This window comes from Variibacter gotjawalensis (genome assembly GCF_002355335.1).
In the GTDB taxonomy this organism is placed as follows: Bacteria; Pseudomonadota; Alphaproteobacteria; order Rhizobiales; family Xanthobacteraceae; genus Variibacter; species Variibacter gotjawalensis.
The window spans coordinates 2710405-2731293 of record NZ_AP014946.1; the positions used below are offsets into that span (position 1 = coordinate 2710405).

Sequence of the window (20889 nt, forward strand, 5' to 3'; positions counted from 1 at the left end):
GGCTATCCGGGCGGCAACCGCCCGGATATGCTTCCCGCATGTCCGCTCAAGCGCTGCCGCTGTTTCATCTCTACGGCGATCCGCCGGACGATCACGCGTTCGACTTCATCCATGTCGAAACGCTGTTCTCCCGCTCGGCCGTCAACGACTGGGTGATCCTCGCGCACCGGCATCGCAATCTGTTCCAGGTGATGGTGATCGAGCAGGGCGGCGGCGAGATGACTTACGAGTCCGCGACGTTGCCGCTCGAAGGGCCGAGCATCAACCTCGTGCCGCCGACCATCGTGCACGGCTATCGCTTCCGCCCGGAGACGACGTCCGGCTACGTCGTATCCTTCACCGAAGACGTGGTGCAGAGCCAGGGCGAGCGGCAGAACGATGTGCTCGGCGCGCTGCGACGTCTCGCACAAGACCCGGTCCTGCTGCTCGACGACAACGCGCGCGAAAAGCTCTCCGGATTGTGCCGCGCGATGCTCGACGAGCATCTCCTCGCGCGCCCCGGCTATCGCCTTGCGATGCGCGCTCATCTGGCGCTCTTCGCCGTCGAGATCGTGCGCTCCGCGCAAAGCCGCCAACGCTCCGGCATGGTGACGTTGCGCCCGACCGACGCCACCGTCGACACCTTGCGCGCTCTGATCGAAGAAAATTTCCGCAGCGAGCGCCTCGTCGCATTCTATGCCGACAAGCTCGCGATGACGCCGGACCGCCTCAACGATCACGTCAAGCGCACCGCTGGCGTCACCGCCGGGCATCTCATTCGCCAGCGCGTACTCACCGAGGCGAAACGCCAGCTCGTCTTCACGACGCTCGCGATCCACGACATCGCGTATCAGCTCGCCTTCTCGGACCCGTCGCACTTCACGCGCTTCTTCCGCAAGCAGACCGGCACGACGCCGCAGGCGTTTCGCGAAAGCCGTGGCGGCTAAGCCGGGACGACGAGATACAGGATCACGAAGATCGCCAGCGCGCCGGTTGCCGCGACGACGAGCTTCTGCCCGAGATTCAAGTCAACCTTCAGCATCCCGGTGATCTCGGTCGCGACCGCGCCGCCGCCGAGCGCCAGCACCGCGAGAATAATGCGCGTCTGCAGCGCGGAGGGGTCTTTGAAGAAGAACGCCAGCACGACCGACAACACGACCAGCGCGAGCCCAATAAACAACGCCAAATGCTTTTCCATAAATGAGGGCGCCTCCAGCGCAACATGCGCAAAACGAAATTCGAAAGTGTCTTGGTTCTGGCCGAGCTTTTCCGATTGGCTCTCGCCCGCGTAAGTCACCGTCACGCTGACGACATCGGTTCTGTTGTCGAGCTGGATATGCGCGCGGCCGTCCGAGCCGGTGACGCCGCCCGCGGCTTGGCCATTGATGAAAAACTGAATGTCCGCACCAACCAGCGCCCGCCCATTGCTGTCGACCGCGAAGACGTTCACCACGCGGTCGAGCATCAGCCGCACACCCGAATGACGGAATCGCCGAAGCGGCATTCGACGCAGGGCTGTCCGGCCGTGCCGTCCGGGCATCGCGCGATGCGCGGGGCATCGGGCTTGAACAAATTGGAAGTGACATTCAGTTGCAATGCCACAACCAGATCGTTCTCCTCGACGCCGACCCGCAAGCTCAAGCCCGCATATTCGGCTTCGACCGCCAGCCGCCCCAGATAGCTTGGAAAATTGATCGCCGCGAAACCGTGCGACGAAGCCACGGCACCGACAGGCACCGAATTGAGATAGAAGATGATGTTGGCGCCGTGCAGCGGGCGCTTCTCGCGATCGAAAACATTCACGCGCACAATCCGCGCGTCGCTCGTCTCTAATTCGAGGCTCATCGATCCCCTCCAGGGGGAGCAACAGTTTGAGAAATCGCTCAGTTAAAAAACAAAACAATAATCGTTTATTATGATCAGACGCGCGCGGAAGTCTACTTCAATTCCGCGATGATCGCGGCAGCCTCCTTGAACGCGTGGTTCGCCGCCGGCACGCCGACATAAATCGCTTGCTGCAGAATGATCTCTTTGATGTCGTCGGCCGTGAAGCCGCCTTCGGTCAGCGCCGCGCGAACGTGCAGCTGGAATTCGTCCCACGAGCCGAGCGCGATCAGCGTCCCGATCACGAGCACGCGGCGTGTGCGCTCGTCGTAATGCGGCCGCGTCCAGATCTCACCCCACGCGTAGCGCGTGATCAGCTCCTGGAATTCGGCCGTGAGCGGGTTCTTGTTCTTGAGCGAGCGGTCGACCCACGCGTCGCCGAGCACCTTGCGGCGCTTCGTCATGCCCTGTTCGTAGCGCGCTTTCTCGTCGGTCATGGCTTAGCCGTGCAGATGCTTGAGCACGGTCGCCGTGTAGGCCTCCGACTGCTCGACATTCGAAATATGCGCGGCGTCGAGCATCTTCAGCTCAGAACCTTTGATGCGTGCCTGAATATACTCGGCATCCCTTGGCGTCGTCGCGGCGTCCTGCGAGCCGGCGATGATCAGCGTCGGCGCCGTGATGCCGCGAATGCTTTCGCTCTGATCCATGTCGCGGATCGCCTGACAGCACGCGACATAGCCGCCCGCATTCGTCTTCAGGAACTGCTTGTGGAAAGGCTTCACCTTATCGGGCGCGCGCTCGCGGTAGCCTTGCGTGAACCAGCGCTCCATCGAGCCGTTGACGATCGCGGCGGTGCCTTTTTCCGACACGGTGCGAATGCGGTCGTTCCAGAGGTCACCGTTCGGATAGCGGCATGCGGTGTTCGACAGCACGATGCGATCGACGCGGCCGGGCGCGTTGGCGGCGAGCCACATGCCGACCATGCCGCCCATCGAGAGCCCGCACCAGTTCGTCTTTTTGATCTTCAGTGCATCCAAAATCGCGATCACGTCGCGGCCGAGCCGCTGCATCGAATAGGGGCCTTTCGGCGCATCGGACTTGCCGTGACCACGCCGGTCGTAGCGCACGAGGCGAAAGTGCCGGGAGAACTCGGGCGCCTGCACGTCCCACATCGCAAGGTCGGTGCCGAGCGAGTTCGATAGCATCAGCACCGGCGCGTTGTCCGGGCCTTCGACTTTGACATTGAGACGCGCGCCATCGTCGGCAGTGATCATCGGCATTGGTTCGCCTTTCGTTTCGTCACGCGTTGTTTTCGTGCGCGAATAGGGCAGAGACCCGCTTCATGTTCAAGATGGCGGCCATACATTGCGGCGAGCCTCCATTGCGGCGGGGCGACCGACTGCCTAAGATTGGAACAACTGAAGTCTAGGAGAGAAGAACCATGGCGATGGTCATGAACGGTGAAGTCCAACTCGCGGCACCCCGCGACGAGGTCTGGAAGAAACTCAACGACCCCGCCGTGCTCAAGGCCTGCATTCCGGGCTGTGAGTCGCTCGATGTCACGGGTGAGAACCAATTCTCGGCTGTCGCCGTGAACAAGATCGGCCCCGTGAAGGCGAAGTTCAAAGGCACCGTGAACCTCACCGATCTTGATCCGCCGAACGGCTACAAGATTTCGGGGCAGGGCGATGGCGGCATTGCGGGCTTCGCGAAAGGCGGCGCATCCGTGAATCTGAAAGACGCCGATGGCGGCGGCACGATCCTCGTTTACAACGTCGATGCGCAGATCGGCGGCAAGCTTGCGCAGCTCGGTCAGCGGCTCGTCAACGGCGCCGCAAAAAAGCTCGCGGATCAATTCTTCGAGAAATTTGCCGCAGCCGTAAAGGGCGGCGCGTAACCCCGCGGTTACGCGCAAAAAGGCAAAAAAGCGCGTCAGACCTTCTTCTTACGCGCGTCCGCGCCCTTGACCACGCGTATAACGGCAGTCCAGACTTAGAGTAGTTCGAATTTACGCACGCCCGGCACAGCGACTGATGAGTCGTATCGCGCCCAGCCAAGCGTGGTTATTTGCCTGAGGAGGAAACATGACCACCGTGTCGATGACGGTGAACGGCAAAGCCGTTTCCGGAAATGTCGATTCACGTACGTTGCTCGTTCAATATCTGCGCGAGCATCTGCGTCTCACCGGCACCCACGTCGGCTGCGACACGTCACAATGCGGCGCTTGCGTCGTTCACGTTGACGGTCTTGCGATGAAGTCTTGCACGACATTCGCCTGGCAGGTCGAAGGCGCCGACATCACCACGATCGAAGGTCTCGCAAAAGACGGCAAGCTGCATCCGATGCAGGAAGCCTTCCGCGAGCATCATGGTCTGCAGTGCGGCTTCTGCACGCCCGGCATGATCATGGCGGCTGTCGAGATGGTCTACCGCAAGGGCAACGAGCTCGACGAAGAGACGATTCGCGAGGAACTCGACGGCAACCTCTGCCGCTGCACCGGTTATCACAACATCGTCAAAGCGATTCACGCCGGCGCGCGCGCGATGCCGAAGGTGGAAGCCACGCAACCCGTCGCGCAGAATCGGTAAACGATCGCGATCGTCCTTAACGCTGTTATTCCTGGGGAGGGAAGATGAGCGGAACCGGCATTGGCGCCCCTGTGCGGCGTAAGGAAGATCTCAGGTTCATCACCGGGAAAGGCAACTACACGGACGACATCGCGCGTCCGGGCCAGACGCACGCCTACTTCCTCCGTTCGCCGCACGCGCATGCGAAGATCAAGAAGATCGACGCCGCTGCCGCGGAGAAGATGGACGGCGTGCTCGCGGTGCTCACCGGCGAGCAACTGCAGAACGACAAGATCGGCAATTTGATCTGCGGGTGGATGATCCACTCGAAGGACGGTTCGCCGATGAAGATGGCGCCGCATCCGGCCATCGCGGTCGGCAAGGCGTGCTATGTCGGCGACCCGGTCGTCGTCGTGATCGGCGAAACGCTCGCGCAGGCGAAAGACGCCGCCGAAGCTGTCGTCGTCGACTACGAAGTGCTGCCGGCAGTTGTCGATCTTGCGACATCGCAAAAGGGCGCGCAGATCCACGAGATCGCGCCCAACAACACGATCTACGAATGGCACCTCGGCGAGAAAGCTCCGACCGAAGCGGCGTTCAAAGCCGCTAAGCACGTCACCACGCTGAACATCGTCAACAATCGGCTGGTGCCGAACGCGATGGAGCCGCGCGTTGCCATCGGCGAATACGACGCCGGCAACGAGCACTTCACGCTGTGGAACACGAGCCAAAACCCGCACGTCGCGCGGTTGGTGATTGCGGCTTTCGTCGGCATGGCGCCGGAGCACAAACTGCGCGTCATCGCGCCGGATGTCGGCGGCGGCTTTGGTTCGAAGATCTTCATCTACAACGAAGAGGTCGTTGCGCTGTGGGCGTCGAAGCGCGTCGGACGCCCGGTCAAGTGGACGTCGGATCGCTCGGAAGCTTTCATCTCGGATGCGCACGGCCGCGACCACGTAACGAAGGCCGAACTCGCATTCGACGCGAACAACAAGATCACGGCTCTCCGCGTCCACACGATCGCGAATATCGGCGCTTACATGTCGACCTTCTCGTCGTCGGTGCCGACATATCTCTACGCGACGCTGTTATCGGGTCAGTACGCGATTCCGAACATCTATGCGGAAGTCGACGCGGTCTACACCAACACGGTGCCGGTCGATGCGTATCGCGGGGCAGGGCGTCCCGAAGCGACATTCGTCGTCGAGCGCCTGATGGAAGTCTCGGCGCGCCAGCTCAAAGTCGATCCGGCCGAACTCCGCCGCAAGAACTTCGTCACCAAATTCCCGCACCAAACGCCGGTCATCATGGCGTATGACGCAGGCGACTACGAAGCGTCGATGAAGAAAGCGATGGACCTCGCCGACTACAAGAACTTCGGCAAACGTCGCCGCGAGTCGGAAAAGAACGGCAAGCTGCGCGGCATCGGCTTCTCGAATTACATCGAGGCGTGCGGCATTGCGCCGTCGCAGGCTGTCGGCTCGCTCGGTGCCGGCGTCGGCTTGTGGGAGTCGGCCGAAGTCCGCGTCAATCCGACCGGCTCGATCGAGGTCCTGACCGGCTCGCACAGTCACGGGCAGGGCCACGAGACGACCTTCGCGCAACTGGTGTCGGAGCGGCTCGGCGTGCCGATCGACACGGTGAGCATCGTGCACGGCGACACCGACAAGGTGCAGTTCGGCATGGGCACATATGGTTCGCGCTCCGGCGCGGTCGGCATGTCGGCGATCGTCAAGGCGCTCGACAAGATCGAGGCGAAGGCGAAGAAGGTCGCGTCGCATCTGCTGGAAGCCGCCGAAGCCGACATCGACTTCAAGGACGGCAAATTCACCGTCAAAGGCACCGACAAGTCGGCCGCCTGGGGTGACGTGACGCTCAACGCGTACATCGCGCACAAGTTCGCCGGCCAGGAACTCGAGCCGGGTCTGAAAGAAGGCGCCTTCTACGATCCGACCAACTTCACGTTCCCCGCCGGCTGCCACATCTGCGAAGTGGAGATCGATCCGGACACCGGCGAAGTGAAGATCGAGAAGTTCGTCGCCGTCGACGACTTCGGCACCATCATCAATCCGATGATCGTCGAAGGCCAAGTCCACGGCGGCATTGCGCAGGGCGTCGGCCAAGCGCTGCATGAGGGCGCGGTCTATAATAAAGAAGGCCAGCTGCTCTCCGGCTCGTTCATGGACTACGCGATGCCGCGCGCGCATCACCTCCCGTCATTCGATGTCGGCGTGACGACGACGAAGTGTCCGTCGAACCCGCTGGGCATGAAGGGCTGCGGCGAGGCGGGTGCTATCGGCTCGCCGCCTGCCGTCATCAACGCAATTACTGACGCGGTCGGGCACGAAGACGTGCCGATGCCCGCGACATCTCATACGGTTTGGAAAGCCGCGCAGAAGGCCGTGCGCAAACAAGCCGCCGAATAGGAATAAGCTGCGGGGCTCCGGTGGAGCGCCGCGAAGAGGAAGGTTGGAGAACCATGTATCCATTCAAAGTCCAGCGCCCGACGACGGTTCGTCAAGCCGCCGGTGCGCTCGCCAAGGTCGAGGACGCTAAGCTGCTCGCCGGGGGACACTCGCTGATCCCGGTGCTGAAGCTTCGGCTCAACTCGCCGTCCGTGCTCGTCGATCTTTCGCAGATCCCGGACCTCGCCGGCATCGAGCTTAAGGGCCGCAACATCGTCATCGGCGCGATGACGCGCCATAAGGACGTCGCGAACTCGAAGCTCGTGCTGGAGAACCTCCCGGCGCTCGCTTTTGTCCCGGGCGCGATCGGTGACCCCCATGTGCGCAACCGCGGCACGATCGGCGGCTCGGTCGCCAACAACGACCCGAACGCCGACTATCCTGCGGCCTGCCTCGGCCTTGGCGCGACGATCATCACCAACAAGCGCAAGATCAAAGCCGACGAGTTCTTCACCGGCATGTTCGAGACGGCGCTCGAGCCGGGTGAGATCATCACCAAAATCTCGTTCCCGATCGCCAAGAAGGCCGGCTACGAGAAGTTCAAGCACCCGGCCTCGGGCTTCGCCCTGGTCGGCGTGTTCGTTGCCAAGATGCCGTCCGAGGTCCGGGTCGCCGTTACCGGAGCGGGCGCCAACGGCGTCTTCCGCGTGCCGGAGTTTGAGGCTGCATTGAAGTCGCGGTTCAACCCGAAGGCGCTGGAAGGCCTGGCCGTCTCGCCCGACGGCATGTCGAGCGACATCCACGCCGGCGCCGAATATCGCGCCCACCTGGTTGGCGTGATGGCCCGCCGCGCGACCCAAAAGGCACTCGGCAAGTAGGCCAATCGCCGGTCAATCCCCGGCCAATCACTGAATCAATGGCCGCTCCAATGGGGCGGCCATTTTATTGCGTTGCGGAAACAGTCTTGGTCGAAAAAAGGCGAAAATTCGCAAAACTGCCTGAACCTAGCGACGGATCGTCGCGACTACCGAGTATCCAAACCTTAAAACCTCGGGAGTTCAGGCCAATGTTCAAGAAAATGATGTTCGCAGTCGTCGCCGCCGTCACGGTCGCCACGGCTTCTTTCGCCACCATGGACGATGCTTCGGCACGTCGCGGCGGCGGCTTCCACGGCGGTGGCATGCGCCACGGCGGCGGAATGCGTCACTTCGGTGGCGGTCATCGTCACGCCTTCCATCGTGGTCATCACCACGGTCATCGTCATCATCATCACCACGGTCATCGCCATCACCACCACGGTCACCGTCACCACCACTGGGGTCACCGCCATCACTGGCACCGTCACGCCCACTGGGGTCACCGCCACTACTGGTACGGCCGCCACTATCGCCCGTACTACCGGACCTACGCTGCTCCGACCTACTACCAGGCGCCGTCCTACCAGGCTCCTTCGTATCCGGTCGCTGCTCCGGCTTGCCCGACCCCGGCTGCTTACACGCCGCCGTGCACGACCTGCGCTCCGGCTGCTGAACCGCCGCCGCCGCCGGCTCCGGCACCGGCTGCCTACCAGCCGCCGCCGTGCCCGACTTGCGCTCCGCCGGCCTACCAGGCTCCGGCTCCGGCTTACCAGCCGCCGGCCCCGGCCTATCAGCCGCCGGCCAGCTACCAGCAGCCGCAGGCTTACTATCAGCCTCGCTAAGCTGAACGACCAAAGCGAAACCCGGTCACTTGAAGTGGCCGGGTTTTTCGCATTTTGAGCTGCTTCCCATTGAGCATGCAGTCAAATTCGCAGGTCTGCCGTCGAGTTGTGCCCCTCGTAGGATGCAGCCGAATGCACTATGTTGGCGGTACATGAAGAAACCCGCCAAAACTTCCGCTGCTTCAAGCGCCAAAACGCCTGGCTCGATAGACGCGACGCTGGAACTCCTGTCCGGCGCCGACTATCTGGCCGACCGCTCGCTCGCGACCGTGCTCTTCCTCGCGCTCCGTATGGGGCGTCCACTTTTTCTTGAAGGCGAGGCAGGCGTCGGCAAAACCGAGATCGCCAAGGTGCTGAGCGAGACGCTCGGCCGCAAGTTGATCCGCCTTCAGTGTTACGAGGGGCTCGACGTCTCCGCCGCGGTCTATGAGTGGAACTATGCCGCGCAGATGATCGCCATCCGCCTCGCCGAGGCGAATGACGTGGCGGACCGCGAGAAGTTATCGAGCGATATTTTTGACGACCGCTATCTGATCAAGCGGCCACTGCTGCAGGCGCTCGAGCCGAATCCAGGCGGCGCGCCGGTGCTACTGATCGACGAACTCGACCGCACAGACGAAGCGTTCGAGGCGTTCCTTCTCGAAGTGCTCGCGGACTTTCAAGTCACGATTCCGGAAATGGGGACGATCAAGGCGGCCGAGCCGCCGATTGTCATCATCACGTCGAACCGGACGCGTGAGGTGCACGACGCATTGAAGAGACGCTGTCTGTATCACTGGGTCGGCTATCCGAGCGCCGAGCGCGAACTCGCGATCGTCCGGGCCAAAATTCCAGGCATCGGCAAAACTCTTTCGATGCAGATCGTGCACTTCGTGCAGGCGCTGCGTCGCGAAGATTTGTTCAAGGCGCCGGGCGTCGCCGAGACGCTGGATTGGGCAACCGCTTTGTCAGAACTCGACACCGTGGCTCTCGACCCTGAAACGGTCGCGGACACGCTCGGCGTGCTGTTGAAGTATCAGGACGACATCGCGCGTCTCGACGGGACAAAGGCGAAGGCCTTGCTCGACGAGGTGCGCGCGGAACTTAGGGCGGCGGAGTAACGGAGACCGTAAATGACGATCGATCCGAACCTCGCAATGCAGGCCGAGGTGCAGGCCAAGGCTCAAGAAGAACAGCAGAAGCAGGGCACCAGCGGCTTCGATGGCGCGGACGGCGTGCTCAATGGCATTGACGCTTTTGCCCGTTCCGGACGCAGCGGCAGTGCGCCTCCGCCTGCAAACCCGACTGCCGAGACAACTAGCGCCGCAACGGCAGCCGACGCGGGGCAAGCCGGTGAGGCAGCTACGAGTGCCGTAGAAACGACGACGACCGCGGCCGACGCAAGCGGCGGCGTGATGGATGCAATCAGCAGCGTCGGCGAAGCCGTCGGTGGCGTAGTCGAAGGCATTGGGAGCGCGTTGAGTTTCCTTGATGGACTCTGACGACCAGGACTTCGAAGTCAAAGAAGGTGCCGGCCGCCTGGCCGAGAACATCGTGCATTTCGCGCGCGCTTTGCGTGTCGCGGGATTGCCGGTGGGGCCGGGCGCCGTTCTCGATGCGTTGAGTGCCGTAGAGACGGCGCGCGTCGGTACCAAGGATGACTTTTACTGGACGCTGCATGCCGTGTTCGTGAAGCGCCACGAGCACACGATGATCTACGATCAGGCGTTCCGGCTCTACTTCCGCAAGCGCGGCTATCTCGAACAACTGATGGCGATGATGATGCCGCAAGTCGTCACGCCGCCGTCGGAGGAGAAGCCGAAAGCCGCTTCGCAGCGCGTGCAGGATGCGCTCTTCCAGGGCATGGAGAAGAAGGTCGAGGAAAAGCGCGAGACCGAACTCGACATGCGTTTGACGGTATCGGACCGCGAAGTGCTGCAGCGGAAAGACTTCGCGCAGATGAGCGCGGCCGAAATCGCCGAAGCGCGCGCCGCGATTGCCCGTATGACGCTGCCGCTCAACGAAGTGAAAACGCGCCGCCTGATGCCGCATCGTCACGGTCACATCATGGATGTGCGTGCCACGCTGCGCGCGAGCATGAAGTCCGGCGGCAGCTTGATCGATCTCAAATATCGCGGGCCGCGCACCAAGCTTCCGCCGATCGTCGCGCTGCTCGATATTTCGGGGTCGATGAGCCAGTACACGCGACTGTTCCTGCATTTCCTTCATGCCGTGACGGACAACCGCAAGCGCGTACATACCTTCCTGTTCGGCACGCGCCTGACGAACGTCTCGCGTCAGCTGCGCGAGCGCGACCCGGACGATGCGCTGGCGGCCTGTTCTGCCGGTGTACAGGACTGGTCCGGCGGAACGCGCATCGCGACCTCATTGCATGAGTTCAACAAGCGCTGGGCGCGCCGCGTGCTCGGGCAGGGCGCCATCGTGCTGCTGTTCACCGACGGCCTTGAGCGCGACGCCGACGATACACTCGGCTTCGAGATGGACCGGCTGCACCGCTCGTGCCGGCGGCTTGTCTGGCTCAATCCACTTTTGCGTTTCGACGGGTTCGAGGCGCGTGCGCGCGGCATCCAATCTATGCTGCCCCACGTTGATGATTTCAGATCGATCCATAACTTAGAGTCGGTGGCTTCGCTCTGCCGTGTCCTCTCAGAGGACGGTAGCAGGGCGGGCGATCCGAAAGCATGGCTGCGCAAGGCCGCGGCCTAACGACAAGAGGTGTCCCATGCTCGCGCGTGACGAAGATATCCTGAAGGCCGCCGAGGACTGGCGGCGCGACGGCAAGGGTGTTGCTCTCGCGACCGTCGTCGAGACCTGGGGCTCGGCGCCGCGTCCGGTCGGCTCCAACCTGGTCATCGACGAGGAGGGCAATTTCCTCGGCTCGGTGTCGGGCGGCTGCGTCGAAGGCGCGGTCGTGACCGAAGCGATCGACGTCATCGAGAGCGGAAAATCGAAGATGCTCGAATTCGGTGTTGCGGACGAAACGGCCTGGAAAGTTGGCCTCTCGTGCGGCGGTACCATTCGCGTGCTCGTCGAGAAAGTAGACTGACGTGGATCTGAAGATACTTTCGACGCTGAATGCCGAACGCGCGTCTCGCCGCGCCGCGATCGTTGTCACCAATCCGGATACGAGCGCGCAGCGTCTCGTTAAAGGCGAAGACGTCGGCCGCGATCCGATTGCGGATGTTCTGCGCGCGCGTCTCCGCTCCGGCAAAAGCGGCATGGAGGAGACACCGGAAGGCCGCGTGTTCCTCACCGTCTACGTTCCGCCGCCGCGCCTTGTTGCCATTGGCGCCGTGCACATCAGCCAAGCGCTGGCGCCCATGGCCAAGATGCTGGGTTATGACGTTACCGTCGTTGACCCGCGCACCGCGTTCGCGACCTCCGAGCGTTTTCCCGATGTCCCCGTGATCGCCGAATGGCCGGACGTCGCACTGCCACCGCTCGGCATCGATCGTTACACCGCTTTCGTCGCGCTGACGCACGACCCGAAGATCGACGATCCGGCGCTGCTGCACGCCTTCGCGAAGGAGTGCTTCTACATCGGCGCACTCGGCTCGCGGAAGACGCATGGGCGGCGTCTCGAGAGGCTGAAGGGGCAGGGCGCGAGCGACGATGATCTCGCGCGCATTCATGCGCCGATCGGGCTTAACATCGGCGCGATCTCGCCGCCGGAAATTGCCGTGTCGATCATGGCGGAAATTACAGGTGCACTGCGTCAGGAACGCGTTGCCGCCCGCCAGGAGAAAGTCGCGTGAAGTTTGGTCCCGTTGCGTTAAAGGATGCGCTCGGCGCGATGGCGGTGCACACCATCCGCGCGCCTGGGATCGTACTGAAGAAAGGCACCATCATCGGACCTGACGAGATCGCGGCGCTCGGCATCGCGGGCATCGGCGAAGTCGTTGTCGCACGCATGGAAGACACTGACATCGGCGAGGATGTCGCCGCGGCCGAAGTCGCATCCGCGGTTGCGGGCGATCACGTCCGCGTCGAACGCGCGTTCACGGGTCGCAGCAATCTGTACGCAGAAGCACCTGGTGTTCTGGTCGTCGACGAAGCCGCGATCACCGCGCTCAATCGAATCGACGAGTCGATCACGCTCGCGACCCTGCAGGCGAACAAGCCCGTCGTACCGGGCGAAATGATCGCGACCGTTAAAATCATTCCGTTCGCGGTGCCCGCGGCATCGCGCGATGCCGCCATCGCGGCCGCACAGACGGCAGCACCACTGCTGCGCGTCGCGCCGTATCGCGTCCGCAAGGTCGGCGTGATTTCGACGTTGCTGCCCGGTCTCGCGCCGAAGGTGATCGAAAAGACGCTGCACGTGACCGCGGAGCGTCTCGCGCCAGCCGACGCTCATATTGTCGCTGAGAAGCGGGTGCCGCACGAAGAGAGGGCGTTGCGGACGGCGATTGATGAAGTGATCGCCAAGGGTGCCGAGTTGGTCCTGATCTTCGGCGCCTCCGCCATCGCCGACCGCCGCGACGTCATCCCATCCGCTATCGAAGCCGCGGGCGGCGAAATCGAATATTTCGGCATGCCGGTCGACCCTGGCAATCTGCTGCTGATTGGGTCGCACGGCGATTTGCCGATCCTCGGTGCGCCGGGCTGTGCGCGTTCGCCGAAGGAGAATGGGTTCGATTGGGTGCTGTCGCGTCTGCTCGCCAAGCTCCCGGTATCACGCCGCGACATCTCGGGCATGGGCGTTGGAGGATTGCTGATGGAGATCGTCACGCGGCCGCAACCGCGCGCCGACGATACCGTCGCTACCGGCAAGAAGGCCGCCATCGTGCTCGCCGCCGGGCGCTCCAGCCGTATGCTGGGGCCGAACAAACTCCTCGCCGAAATCAACGGTGTGCCGTTGGTCCGTCGCACGGTCGAGGCTGCGCTGCAGTCGGAAGTCTCGGACGTTGTTGTCGTCACGGGGCACATGCAAAAGGAGGTCAAGGCTGCACTCAAAGGCCTCAAAGTAACCTTCGCGCACAACCCGGATTTTGCCGACGGGCTTTCGACCTCGCTCCGCACCGGCATTGCGGCGCTGCCTGCCGATGCCGATGCGACTGTGATCTGCCTCGCCGACATGCCGCAAATCGATGGCGCACTCATCGATAAACTCTTTGATGCCTTCAATCCTGCAGTGGGCGCCTTGATCGTCGTGCCGACTGTCGATGGCCGGCGCGGCAATCCCGTCGTCTGGGCGCGGCGCTTCTTCGGCGAGCTCGGTGCCCTGCAGGGCGATGTCGGGGCGCGGCACCTCATCGGCACTTACGCCGATGTCGTTGCGGAAGTGCCGATGGACGGCGACGCTGTATTCGAGGATGTCGACACTCCGGACGCGTTCAATATCGCGAAGGCTCGGCTTGAGCGCGCGTAGTCAAATCCGGCCGATCAAACTGAACCGGCCATACGCGCCGTGCCGATTGTCGCTGTCGGCGACATAACCGGCGCCGAACGAAAACTCGAAATGGCGGATCTCGAATGCGGTGGCATGCGCTCCGACGCGCCACTGCATGTATGATGGACTGCCGTAAGTCGGATTGCCGAAGTTCTGCAATTCGGGGCCTAGCCAGACGGAGTTAAAGCTCCACCAGCCGGCAGCTATACGCGCGGAATAACTTGGTCCGATCGATGACCAGGAGACGTTGGCCTGAATCATTTCGCCAGGCCGGGTCTGATGCCAGACATCGAGCCCGAATCTTGCACCGTATCGCGAGCCCACGAGGAAGTTGCCGGGATCGAACTGACTGAGCGTGTTCACTTGCGCATCCGCGCCGGCGAATACGGTTGCTTCGAATCCGCCTTTCTTGAACCGCCATCCCAACAAAATCGATGTCAACTGTTGGACGCCGAAGACTTCGGCACCCTCCAACGCTCCGGAGTTATATCGATAGGCACCGTGTCCATTCATTAGCTTGAGTGTAATGCCTTCGGCATTGAGGCCGCCGGGTGACCACAAGAACGCTCCGTAAGCAAATGCCCCGTTTCGCCAACCGTCGATGCCGCCCGCATACATCACCGTCTTGGGAAACGGCGAGATGTCGGCTGTGCCATCAAGCCGCCAGGTCTTCGACGGCTGCGGGAGCAGCCAGCCGACAGGCCAGTTGTCGAACATCCGCACCCAGAAGGGCCGTCGTTTCGGCGAAAGGTTGATTCTCCCATCGCTTCGCAACGTCGTCCGCGCGCGCTGGAAGAAGATCGTGTTCCAAATCCGATCCAAGATATCGAAAGGATCTTCTTCGTCCGGCGTGAGGTTGATCCAGCCATCGGAACGCAGTGCGGTCGGTGCCGTGCAGCCGACGAAGCAGGTCCAATAATGCTTCGGCACGGTCCACGATGGCGGCGGCGTGATGTCGATGAACGGCATCATCTGCGCGCGTGCAGATGCGCACGATGCCAAAGCAATAAGCACAGCAATTAATATCCGTCGCATCAGGCCCCCGACCTCTGCAACGCTTGCAATGCTTTCAGCTAAGCGAATCGATTCGCGCCTGTCGATACGAACTTTTGCGGGTTGTGGGTCGCCAACTTCTCGCGCGATCAGGGACACCAATCGATTGTGATATCCGCAATGCAACTTATCCGGTACTCAAGTGTTATCGGCTCGGATGGCGCGCTCTTCGGCGTGCGACAGGGGACGATCAATATGGAAAACGCACAGCTTGGTTGGATCGCCGCGATTTTCGTTGGCGCGATTGCGGGTTGGCTCGCCGAGAAGGTGACGGCGAGCAACATGGGCATCATCACCAACATTATCCTCGGCATGATCGGCGCCGGCATCGGCGCTTGGCTCTTTGGTTTGCTGGGCGTGCGCCTCGGGTTGTCACCGTGGCTGAACTACCTCGTGTCCGGCTTCGTGGGCGCGTGTCTGCTGATTTTCGCAACGCGCCTCATCGCACCAGGACGTTGGCGCGCTTAATGCATCACTTTCCTTGAGACATTGGAGAACTCGAAATGAAAAAAGCATCTGCCAAGAAGGCTTCGACCAAGAAGGCTTCTACAAAGAAAGCTTCAACAACGAAGCTGCCGACCGTTGCGTCGGTGAAGAAGAAGCTGCCGTCGGTCGCTAAAGTGAAAGCGAGCCTTCCGACAGCGGCTCAGATGAAAGCGAAGTTGCCTGCGATGCCGAAAGTGAAAGCATCGACAAAAGCAAAACTGAAGAAAGCCGCGACCTCGACGCCTGCGGTCGCGCTTGGCGTTGCCGCTCTCGCGGCTGGAGCGATCGCAACCGCGACTGCCGTCGCGCGTAGTTCGTCGAAGAGCAAGCCGAAGGCACTTGCCAAGCCGGCGAAGAAAAAAGCTGCTGCAAAAAAATAAGCATTTCGCTGCGCGCGGCGGCGGGTTTGTATCTCAGCTCAACCGCTCGCAGCATTTGCTCCTTCGATTTGTGACGGCCTCTTGACATATTTTGCGAACACCCAGAGGCTGTTCCTTACGCAATACCCAAATATTTCATTTCGTATTTTGCTCGCGCTTCGAGCTTCATGCTTAATTCTTCTCCCAATATGTGGAAACGATGCAGCTTGCGGTTTCGCGGATTGCCCGCGGTGAGGTTGAACGGCCCAATCTTCGTTTTGGTGTTCTTCTAGGTCCAGATTATTTTGGTAAGTCGTGGATGCTGCGTGAGCTTCAAAAGAACGCTGCGGCGCATTGCTTTTCTTACGATCACAACTTGTCAGAAAAAGAGTCGGACATCGTCCGCTCGATGCGTGAGGCGTTTAGACCGTCTGAGTTGTTAGCAGGGGGGCACTCGCCGGAATTGCTGCTCAGTGTCTTCAGCGTCTATTTGATCCATCTACGCGACCGTATTCTGGCAAGCGGTGTCGACAAGCCCGTCATCGTCGACTCCTATTATTACAAGCTCCTGGCGAAGTGCATTTTGCACGGCTTCATCAACGATCAGATCTTTCGACTTTGGCGTTCGCTTCCCGCCCCGGAGTTTGTGATTTATCTCGATATTGATCCTGAGACCGCGTGGGAACGGAGCGACGAAGGCCGGAAGCTCAATCGATTAGAATATTACGGCCGCGAGCCGAACCGCGCCGGTTTTGAACGTTTTCAAGCCGATATGCGTGCCTTGATGCTCCGCAAAACCAACGACATTAGAACTGAGTGTATTCGAGTCCAGCGCGGTTGCGAGCCGACCGTCAACGCTATCCGAACGTTGATGGCGGAGCCTGCTTTCGCCTAACAGGCAGCGCCGACACAAAGGCCTTCGGCCTTGCGTGATGCAACTTTTGGGTGTCCTATTTCTCTATAGGCAGATCAATATTGTTGCAGGAGCTCGCCGATGCTCTTCTTCAAACGCACGCAAAGCCGTTTCTTCGCCGAACCCATCGATCTTAACCTGAGCCGCCGGGCACTGCTGCATGTCGGCTGCGCCTGCGCTGCCTTCAGTCTCATGCGCCCTGTCGCTGCGCTCGCGCAAAGCATACCGACGCCGGCAGCGGCGCCCGCGCGACCGATCCACGCTAAGCTCGATCAAGCCGCGAAAGCGATCGAAGCCAAAATGCTGGAATGGCGACGCGACATTCATCAGCATCCCGAGCTCGGCAATCAGGAAAAGCGCACGGCCGGGATCGTCGCGGAGCACCTTAAGTCGCTTGGGTACGAGGTCCGCGAAGGCGTTGCGACGACGGGCGTTGTTGGCGTTCTGAAAGGCGAGGGCGGACCTGGTCCCGTCATCGCGGTGCGTGCCGACATGGATGCGCTGCCGGTTGCCGAACAGGTCGACCTGCCGTTTGCCTCTAAGGTGAAGACGCGGTGGAACGGCGAAGAAGTCGGTGTGATGCACGCCTGCGGTCATGACTGCCACGTCGCGATCCAAATGGCTGTCGCCGAAATTGTTGCCGGCATGCGCAAGGAATTGCGCGGGACCGTGAAGCTCATCTTCCAGCCGGCCGAGGAGGGATTGCCGATCGGCGAGACCGGCGGCGCGCGCGTCATGGTCGAGCAAGGCGTCATGGCCGATCCTAAGCCCGATGCTGTATTCGGCCTGCACGTATCGTCCGCGGCGCCCGTGGGTGTCGTGTCGTATCGGCCGGGGCCGACGATGGCAGGCTCGGACACGTTCAAGATCGTCGTCAAAGGCCGACAGACGCACGGCGCCGTGCCGTGGGGCGGCGTCGATCCGATCACGATCGGCGCGACCATCGTCACGACGCTGCAGACCATCATCAGCCGAGAGACGGACATTCAGCGCAATCCCGCCGTTGTGACGATCGGCATTTTCAAAGGCGGCCAACGCCAGAACATCATCTCGGACAGCGCCGAACTCGTCGGCACGTTGCGGACCTACAGCGAGCCGCATCGCGCGCAGGTGAAAAAGCGGATCGGTGAGATAGCTGAAAATATCGCGCGCGGCATGAACGGCAGCGCCGAAGTTGCCTGGAATGAGTTCGCGTATCCGCCGCTCGTCAATGACGTAGCGTTGGTTGAGAAGATGGCGCCGACGCTGGCTCGCACATCGCCGAAACTCTTCCGGCTCGATCACCCAGCGAGCCCCAGCGAAGACTTTTCGTTCTTCGCGAACGTTGTGCCGGGCTTGTTCTTCTTCGTCGGCATCGCAGCGCCGGACGACAAGAATGCTGCGCCGAACCACTCGCCGCGCTTCCGCGTCGAAGAGGCCGGATTGATGCACGGTCTGCGCGGCATGCTGCATCTCGTCGCCGACTATACGGGCAGCGGAACGGACTAGCCCGCGACGCGAAGGCCGCCCGTTTCAATCTTTAGGACGTTGCACAACCCCCTTTTCGGGTGTCCAATTTGTCATTCCTTTTTCTGTTGTCCGAGCTTTTCGATGTCCATTTCCAAGCCCGCGCAGGGGCAGTTCATTGCCGAGGCCGTTGAGCCCATATCGACGGCGGCAGCTTTGCCAGGTTGCGTTTGTGCGGCCTGCGGACTGGTCGTCCCGCCAACAGGGCCGACGGTCGCGCCAACCAGCGTTGCTCGCCCGATCCACGCACAGCTCGACGCCGCAGCTGCCGCGATCGAAGCAAGGATGATTGCGTGGCGCCGCGATTTCCATGCGCATCCCGAGCTTGGCAATCAGGAGACGCGCACGGCCGGCATCGTCGCAGACCACCTCAAGCGTCTTGGCTACCAAGTGCACGAACGCATCGCGACCACCGGCGTCGTTGGCTTGCTGAAGGGCGAGGGTGGAGAAGGTCCGGTCGTCGCTCTCCGCGCCGACATGGATGCTTTGCCGGTCGCCGAAGAAGTCGATCTTCCATTCGCCTCAAAGGTCACAACGCAGTGGGGCGGCGAGACTGTCGGCGTGATGCACGCCTGCGGACACGATTGTCACGTTGCGGTATTGATGGCCGTCGCCGAAGTATTGGCCGAGCTGCGCGGCGAGTGGCGCGGCACCGTGAAGCTGATCTTCCAGCCTGCCGAGGAAGGGCTTCCGATTGGAGAGTCAGGCGGGGCGCGCGTGATGGTCGAGCAGGGCGCTATGATAGATCCCAAGCCCGATGTTGTGTTTGGTCTCCACGTCACCTCGGCGATGCCGGTTGGTGTGATCTCCTACAAGGCAGGCGTCACGATGGCTGCGTCGGATACATTCCGTATCACCGTCAAAGGAAGCCAGACGCACGGCGCTATGCCGTGGAAGGGCGTCGACCCGGTCACTATCGGCTCGACAATCGTCACCACGCTGCAAACGATCGTCAGTCGCGAGTCCGATATCAATCGCAATCCCGCTGTCGTCACCGTCGGTCAGTTCAAAGGCGGTCAGCGGCAGAATATCATTTCCGACAAGGCCGAACTTCTCGGCACCGCGCGCACGTATAGCGACGATCATCGGGGTTCGTGATGACGCGCATCGGCGAGATCGCCGAGAGTGTCGCAGTGGGCATGAGAGGACGCGTCCAAGTTGAATGGGGCGAATTCCCATATCCGGCCGTTTACAACGACGCGGCCTTGGTCGAGCGAATGGCGCCGAGCCTTGCGCGTGCCGCGCCAAAGGCCGTTCGCATGGATTATCCCGCTAGCGGCAGCGAGGACTTTTCGTTCTTCTCGAATATCGTGCCGGGGTTGTTCTTCTTCGTCGGCATCGCAGCGCCGGACGACAAGGAGCCGGCACCCAATCATTCGCCGCGCTTCCGTGTTGAGGAAGCAGGGCTCATCCACGGCCTGCGCGGCATGTTGCATCTCGTCGCCGACTATACGGGCAGCGGAACGGCCTGATCAGCGGAAGCGTAGGTTCGCGCGCGATAGCTCGCTTGTCGAGCGGACGCCCATCAGCTTCATGTCGCGCACGATCTCGGTGCGTAGCTGGCCGAGCGCGCGCTCGACGCCGGCCTGGCCCGCCGCCGCGAGCGGATAGAGATAGTAGCGGCCGACGCCGACGGCCTTAGCGCCGAGCGACAGCGCTTTCAGCACATGCGTGCCGCGCTGCACGCCGCCGTCCATAATGACGTCGATGCGGTCACCCACCGCATCCGCGATTTCGGCGAGCTGATCGAATGCCGCGCGCGAACCGTCGAGCTGGCGTCCACCGTGGTTCGAGAGGATGATCCCGGTGCAGCCGATGTCGACGGCGCGCTTCGCATCCTCGACTGACATGACGCCTTTGAGGCAAAACTGGCCGTTCCATTCGCGCACCATCAGCGCGACGTCGTCCCACGTCATCGCCGGATCGAGCATCTCGGTGAAATAGCGGCTGATCGACATGACGCCGCCGCCCATATCGACGTGGGTGTCGAGTTGCGGCAACTTGAAGCTCTCGTGCGTGAGGTAGTTGAGCGCCCATGCCGGTTTCACGGCGAATTGCAGCATTCCCGCGAGGTTGAGGCGGAAAGGAATCGAAAAGCCGGTGCGCAGGTCGCGCTCGCGATTGCCGCCCGTGATGCTGTCGACCGTCAGCATCATGACTTCGACGCCCGCATCCTTCGCGCGCTGCATCATCGCGCGGTTCAAACCGCGATCCTTGTGGAAGTAGAACTGATAGGCCTGCGGCGTCGCGCGGCTGATGTGCCGCGCCTCTTCTAGGCTCACGGTCCCGAGCGACGAGACACCGAACATCGTGCCGAACTTGCCGGCGGCGGCTGCCACCGCGCGCTCGCCGTCATGGTGGAAGAGCCGTTGCAGCGCCGTCGGCGAGCAATAGAAAGGGACAGCAAGCTTCTGCCCCATCACGGTGACGGACGTGTCGACCTCCGACACACCGCGCAAAATGTTCGGCACGAGGTCGCACTGCTCGAAGCTTGTCGTGTTCCGCCGCAGCGTCGTTTCGTCGTCCGCCGCGCCGTCGATGTAGTTGAAGATCGGGCCGGGCAGGCGCCGCTTCGCCATCGCGCGGAAGTCATGGAAGTTGTGGCAGTCGGTGAGACGAAACACGAGCAATATCCAAGCTAGCAACTTGAAGGCGAAGACGTAGCCGATCTCTACCGCATACGGTAGCGTACGGGCACAGAAA

24 protein-coding genes are annotated in these 20889 nt (G+C 61.8%); 18 read left to right on the forward strand and 6 right to left on the reverse strand.

From position 1 onward, the window contains the following. The first annotated feature begins 38 nt into the window (after positions 1–38). The gene (locus GJW30_RS13105) at positions 39–926 is read left to right on the forward strand and encodes a helix-turn-helix domain-containing protein (protein ID WP_096356017.1); all 888 of its coding nucleotides are present in this window, start codon (positions 39–41) and stop codon (positions 924–926) included. On the opposite strand, the gene GJW30_RS13110 is transcribed toward GJW30_RS13105, so the two are convergent. The 4 genes from GJW30_RS13110 to pcaD form a co-directional block, all read right to left on the reverse strand. Beyond that, positions 923–1444 carry an Ig-like domain-containing protein gene (locus GJW30_RS13110; protein ID WP_096356019.1) on the reverse strand — a complete coding sequence of 174 codons (522 nt, stop codon included), beginning with the start codon at positions 1442–1444 and terminating at the stop codon, positions 923–925. The genes GJW30_RS13105 and GJW30_RS13110 overlap by 4 nt on opposite strands. Continuing rightward, complete coding sequence (locus GJW30_RS13115; protein ID WP_096356021.1) at positions 1444–1824, reverse strand: hypothetical protein; 381 nt, start codon at positions 1822–1824, stop codon at positions 1444–1446. The genes GJW30_RS13110 and GJW30_RS13115 overlap by 1 nt, the downstream gene beginning before the upstream one ends. Positions 1825–1916: 92 nt before the next feature. Beyond that, a complete protein-coding gene (pcaC, locus tag GJW30_RS13120; RefSeq protein ID WP_096356023.1) occupies positions 1917–2300 on the reverse strand; it encodes a 4-carboxymuconolactone decarboxylase in 384 nt (127 codons plus the stop codon). A 3-nt stretch (positions 2301–2303) separates the two neighbouring features. Further along, the gene (pcaD, locus tag GJW30_RS13125; protein WP_096356025.1) at positions 2304–3086 is read right to left on the reverse strand and encodes a 3-oxoadipate enol-lactonase; all 783 of its coding nucleotides are present in this window, start codon (positions 3084–3086) and stop codon (positions 2304–2306) included. Positions 3087–3247: 161 nt separating this feature from the next. Between pcaD and GJW30_RS13130 the strand changes: the two genes are divergently transcribed. From GJW30_RS13130 to GJW30_RS13180, 11 genes are all read left to right on the forward strand, one after another. Further along, a complete protein-coding gene (locus GJW30_RS13130) occupies positions 3248–3703 on the forward strand; it encodes an SRPBCC family protein (protein WP_096356027.1) in 456 nt (151 codons plus the stop codon). A 187-nt stretch (positions 3704–3890) separates the two neighbouring features. Further along, on the forward strand, positions 3891–4394 hold the full coding sequence (locus GJW30_RS13135) for a (2Fe-2S)-binding protein (RefSeq protein ID WP_096356029.1): 504 nt from the start codon (positions 3891–3893) through the stop codon (positions 4392–4394). 44 nt (positions 4395–4438) lie between these two features. Continuing rightward, entirely contained in the window at positions 4439–6799 is a 2361-nt protein-coding gene (locus GJW30_RS13140) for a xanthine dehydrogenase family protein molybdopterin-binding subunit (protein WP_096356031.1), read from the forward strand. Between the two features lie 53 nt (positions 6800–6852). After that, the gene (locus GJW30_RS13145; RefSeq protein WP_096356033.1) at positions 6853–7656 is read left to right on the forward strand and encodes an FAD binding domain-containing protein; all 804 of its coding nucleotides are present in this window, start codon (positions 6853–6855) and stop codon (positions 7654–7656) included. 188 nt (positions 7657–7844) lie between these two features. After that, positions 7845–8477, forward strand: coding sequence for a hypothetical protein (locus GJW30_RS22910; protein WP_096356035.1), 633 nt, complete (start codon positions 7845–7847; stop codon positions 8475–8477). Positions 8478–8629: 152 nt separating this feature from the next. Further along, positions 8630–9577 (forward strand): AAA family ATPase, encoded by a 948-nt coding sequence (locus tag GJW30_RS13155; protein ID WP_096356037.1) that lies wholly within the window; start codon positions 8630–8632, stop codon positions 9575–9577. 12 nt (positions 9578–9589) lie between these two features. Further along, complete coding sequence (locus GJW30_RS13160; RefSeq protein WP_096356039.1) at positions 9590–9958, forward strand: hypothetical protein; 369 nt, start codon at positions 9590–9592, stop codon at positions 9956–9958. Further along, complete coding sequence (locus tag GJW30_RS13165; protein WP_096356041.1) at positions 9948–11183, forward strand: vWA domain-containing protein; 1236 nt, start codon at positions 9948–9950, stop codon at positions 11181–11183. The genes GJW30_RS13160 and GJW30_RS13165 overlap by 11 nt, the downstream gene beginning before the upstream one ends. A gap of 16 nt (positions 11184–11199) precedes the next feature. Next, entirely contained in the window at positions 11200–11523 is a 324-nt protein-coding gene (locus tag GJW30_RS13170; RefSeq protein WP_096356043.1) for an XdhC family protein, read from the forward strand. A 1-nt stretch (position 11524) separates the two neighbouring features. Further along, on the forward strand, positions 11525–12232 hold the full coding sequence (locus GJW30_RS13175; protein WP_096356045.1) for an XdhC family protein: 708 nt from the start codon (positions 11525–11527) through the stop codon (positions 12230–12232). Beyond that, on the forward strand, positions 12229–13848 hold the full coding sequence (locus GJW30_RS13180; protein ID WP_096356047.1) for an NTP transferase domain-containing protein: 1620 nt from the start codon (positions 12229–12231) through the stop codon (positions 13846–13848). Before GJW30_RS13175 ends, GJW30_RS13180 begins: the two co-directional genes overlap by 4 nt. Here the strand turns inward: GJW30_RS13180 and bcsS are convergent, their stop codons facing one another. After that, on the reverse strand, positions 13849–15021 hold the full coding sequence (gene bcsS, locus GJW30_RS13185; RefSeq protein WP_130364464.1) for a cellulose biosynthesis protein BcsS: 1173 nt from the start codon (positions 15019–15021) through the stop codon (positions 13849–13851). It abuts the gene before it with no gap. 96 nt (positions 15022–15117) lie between these two features. Here bcsS and GJW30_RS13190 point away from each other — a divergent pair, with 96 nt between their 5' ends. From GJW30_RS13190 to GJW30_RS22915, 6 genes are all read left to right on the forward strand, one after another. After that, the gene (locus GJW30_RS13190; RefSeq protein ID WP_096358814.1) at positions 15118–15390 is read left to right on the forward strand and encodes a GlsB/YeaQ/YmgE family stress response membrane protein; all 273 of its coding nucleotides are present in this window, start codon (positions 15118–15120) and stop codon (positions 15388–15390) included. A gap of 35 nt (positions 15391–15425) precedes the next feature. Beyond that, the gene (locus GJW30_RS13195) at positions 15426–15788 is read left to right on the forward strand and encodes a hypothetical protein (protein WP_096356051.1); all 363 of its coding nucleotides are present in this window, start codon (positions 15426–15428) and stop codon (positions 15786–15788) included. A 199-nt stretch (positions 15789–15987) separates the two neighbouring features. Next, on the forward strand, positions 15988–16662 hold the full coding sequence (locus GJW30_RS13200; RefSeq protein ID WP_130364466.1) for a hypothetical protein: 675 nt from the start codon (positions 15988–15990) through the stop codon (positions 16660–16662). 99 nt (positions 16663–16761) lie between these two features. Then, a complete protein-coding gene (locus tag GJW30_RS13205) occupies positions 16762–18168 on the forward strand; it encodes an amidohydrolase (RefSeq protein ID WP_197703728.1) in 1407 nt (468 codons plus the stop codon). A 102-nt stretch (positions 18169–18270) separates the two neighbouring features. Then, entirely contained in the window at positions 18271–19284 is a 1014-nt protein-coding gene (locus GJW30_RS13210; protein WP_197703729.1) for an amidohydrolase, read from the forward strand. Next, a complete protein-coding gene (locus GJW30_RS22915) occupies positions 19284–19658 on the forward strand; it encodes a M20/M25/M40 family metallo-hydrolase (RefSeq protein WP_197703730.1) in 375 nt (124 codons plus the stop codon). The genes GJW30_RS13210 and GJW30_RS22915 overlap by 1 nt, the downstream gene beginning before the upstream one ends. Here GJW30_RS22915 and GJW30_RS13215 read toward each other — a convergent pair whose 3' ends face one another. Further along, a complete protein-coding gene (locus GJW30_RS13215; protein WP_165391625.1) occupies positions 19659–20765 on the reverse strand; it encodes an alpha-hydroxy acid oxidase in 1107 nt (368 codons plus the stop codon). Between the last annotated feature and the right edge of the window lie 124 nt (positions 20766–20889).

Excerpts from the sequence above, each read along its gene's own strand:
- pcaC (WP_096356023.1), bottom strand. The coding sequence starts at position 2,300 with ATGACCGACGAGAAAGCGCGCTACGAACAGGGCATGACGAAGCGCCGC.
- GJW30_RS13135 (WP_096356029.1), top strand. The coding sequence starts at position 3,891 with ATGACCACCGTGTCGATGACGGTGAACGGCAAAGCCGTTTCCGGAAAT.
- GJW30_RS13205 (WP_197703728.1), top strand. The coding sequence starts at position 16,762 with ATGCTCTTCTTCAAACGCACGCAAAGCCGTTTCTTCGCCGAACCCATC.
- GJW30_RS22915 (WP_197703730.1), top strand. The coding sequence starts at position 19,284 with ATGACGCGCATCGGCGAGATCGCCGAGAGTGTCGCAGTGGGCATGAGA.
- GJW30_RS13160 (WP_096356039.1), top strand. The coding sequence starts at position 9,590 with ATGACGATCGATCCGAACCTCGCAATGCAGGCCGAGGTGCAGGCCAAG.
- GJW30_RS13190 (WP_096358814.1), top strand. The coding sequence starts at position 15,118 with ATGGAAAACGCACAGCTTGGTTGGATCGCCGCGATTTTCGTTGGCGCG.
- GJW30_RS13115 (WP_096356021.1), bottom strand. The coding sequence starts at position 1,824 with ATGAGCCTCGAATTAGAGACGAGCGACGCGCGGATTGTGCGCGTGAAT.
- pcaD (WP_096356025.1), bottom strand. The coding sequence starts at position 3,086 with ATGCCGATGATCACTGCCGACGATGGCGCGCGTCTCAATGTCAAAGTC.
- GJW30_RS13210 (WP_197703729.1), top strand. The coding sequence starts at position 18,271 with ATGTCCATTTCCAAGCCCGCGCAGGGGCAGTTCATTGCCGAGGCCGTT.
- GJW30_RS13155 (WP_096356037.1), top strand. The coding sequence starts at position 8,630 with ATGAAGAAACCCGCCAAAACTTCCGCTGCTTCAAGCGCCAAAACGCCT.
- GJW30_RS13110 (WP_096356019.1), bottom strand. The coding sequence starts at position 1,444 with ATGCTCGACCGCGTGGTGAACGTCTTCGCGGTCGACAGCAATGGGCGG.
- GJW30_RS13170 (WP_096356043.1), top strand. The coding sequence starts at position 11,200 with ATGCTCGCGCGTGACGAAGATATCCTGAAGGCCGCCGAGGACTGGCGG.
- GJW30_RS13130 (WP_096356027.1), top strand. The coding sequence starts at position 3,248 with ATGGCGATGGTCATGAACGGTGAAGTCCAACTCGCGGCACCCCGCGAC.
- GJW30_RS13200 (WP_130364466.1), top strand. The coding sequence starts at position 15,988 with ATGCAGCTTGCGGTTTCGCGGATTGCCCGCGGTGAGGTTGAACGGCCC.
- GJW30_RS13215 (WP_165391625.1), bottom strand. The coding sequence starts at position 20,765 with ATGGCGAAGCGGCGCCTGCCCGGCCCGATCTTCAACTACATCGACGGC.
- GJW30_RS13165 (WP_096356041.1), top strand. The coding sequence starts at position 9,948 with ATGGACTCTGACGACCAGGACTTCGAAGTCAAAGAAGGTGCCGGCCGC.
- GJW30_RS13145 (WP_096356033.1), top strand. The coding sequence starts at position 6,853 with ATGTATCCATTCAAAGTCCAGCGCCCGACGACGGTTCGTCAAGCCGCC.
- GJW30_RS13195 (WP_096356051.1), top strand. The coding sequence starts at position 15,426 with ATGAAAAAAGCATCTGCCAAGAAGGCTTCGACCAAGAAGGCTTCTACA.
- GJW30_RS13105 (WP_096356017.1), top strand. The coding sequence starts at position 39 with ATGTCCGCTCAAGCGCTGCCGCTGTTTCATCTCTACGGCGATCCGCCG.
- GJW30_RS22910 (WP_096356035.1), top strand. The coding sequence starts at position 7,845 with ATGTTCAAGAAAATGATGTTCGCAGTCGTCGCCGCCGTCACGGTCGCC.
- GJW30_RS13140 (WP_096356031.1), top strand. The coding sequence starts at position 4,439 with ATGAGCGGAACCGGCATTGGCGCCCCTGTGCGGCGTAAGGAAGATCTC.